This is a genomic window from Burkholderia sp. MSMB1826 (assembly GCF_001526325.1).
GTDB lineage: Bacteria > Pseudomonadota > Gammaproteobacteria > Burkholderiales > Burkholderiaceae > Burkholderia.
On the sequence record NZ_LOYN01000001.1, the window covers coordinates 1 to 599 of the forward strand.

Sequence of the window (599 nt, forward strand, 5' to 3'; positions counted from 1 at the left end):
GCGATCGACAACATCAACGCGCACGGCATCAAGTATTTCCATGCGAATTCGACCGCGCCGGACAGCCAGGCGGTGGGCGTCGACAGCGTCGCGATCGGTCCGAACGCGATCTCGAAGGTGGACGGCAGCATCGCGCTCGGCTCGGGTTCGGTGGCCGACCGCGCCGTGGTGCCGTCCTCGGGCATCATCCGCAACGGCACCGCGTCGATCCCGTTCAACACGACCGACCAGACGCTGCTGGGCGCGGTATCGGTCGGCGATGCGACGAACAAGACGTACCGCCAGATCACCAACGTCGCGGACGGCACCGGCCAGCAGGATGCGGTGACGGTGCGGCAATTGACCGGCGCACTGCAGTCGTTCGCGGTCACGGGCCAGAAGTACTTCCACGCGAACTCGACCGCGGCGGATTCGCTCGCGGTCGGCGCGGAATCGGTCGCGGTGGGACCGACGACGGTCGTCAACGGCGACAACGGCGTGGGCATCGGCAACGGCGCGATCGTCGATCAGACCGCGCCGGGCGGGGTCGCCATCGGGCAGGCGGCGAGTTCCGCGCAGGCCGACGCGATCGCGCTGGGCAGCGGCGCGACGGCGACGGG

At 69.6% G+C, this 599-nt stretch carries 1 pseudogene; it reads left to right on the plus strand.

From position 1 onward, the window contains the following. Positions 1–599: pseudogene (locus tag WS95_RS00005) on the plus strand (adhesin); the annotation flags it as partial.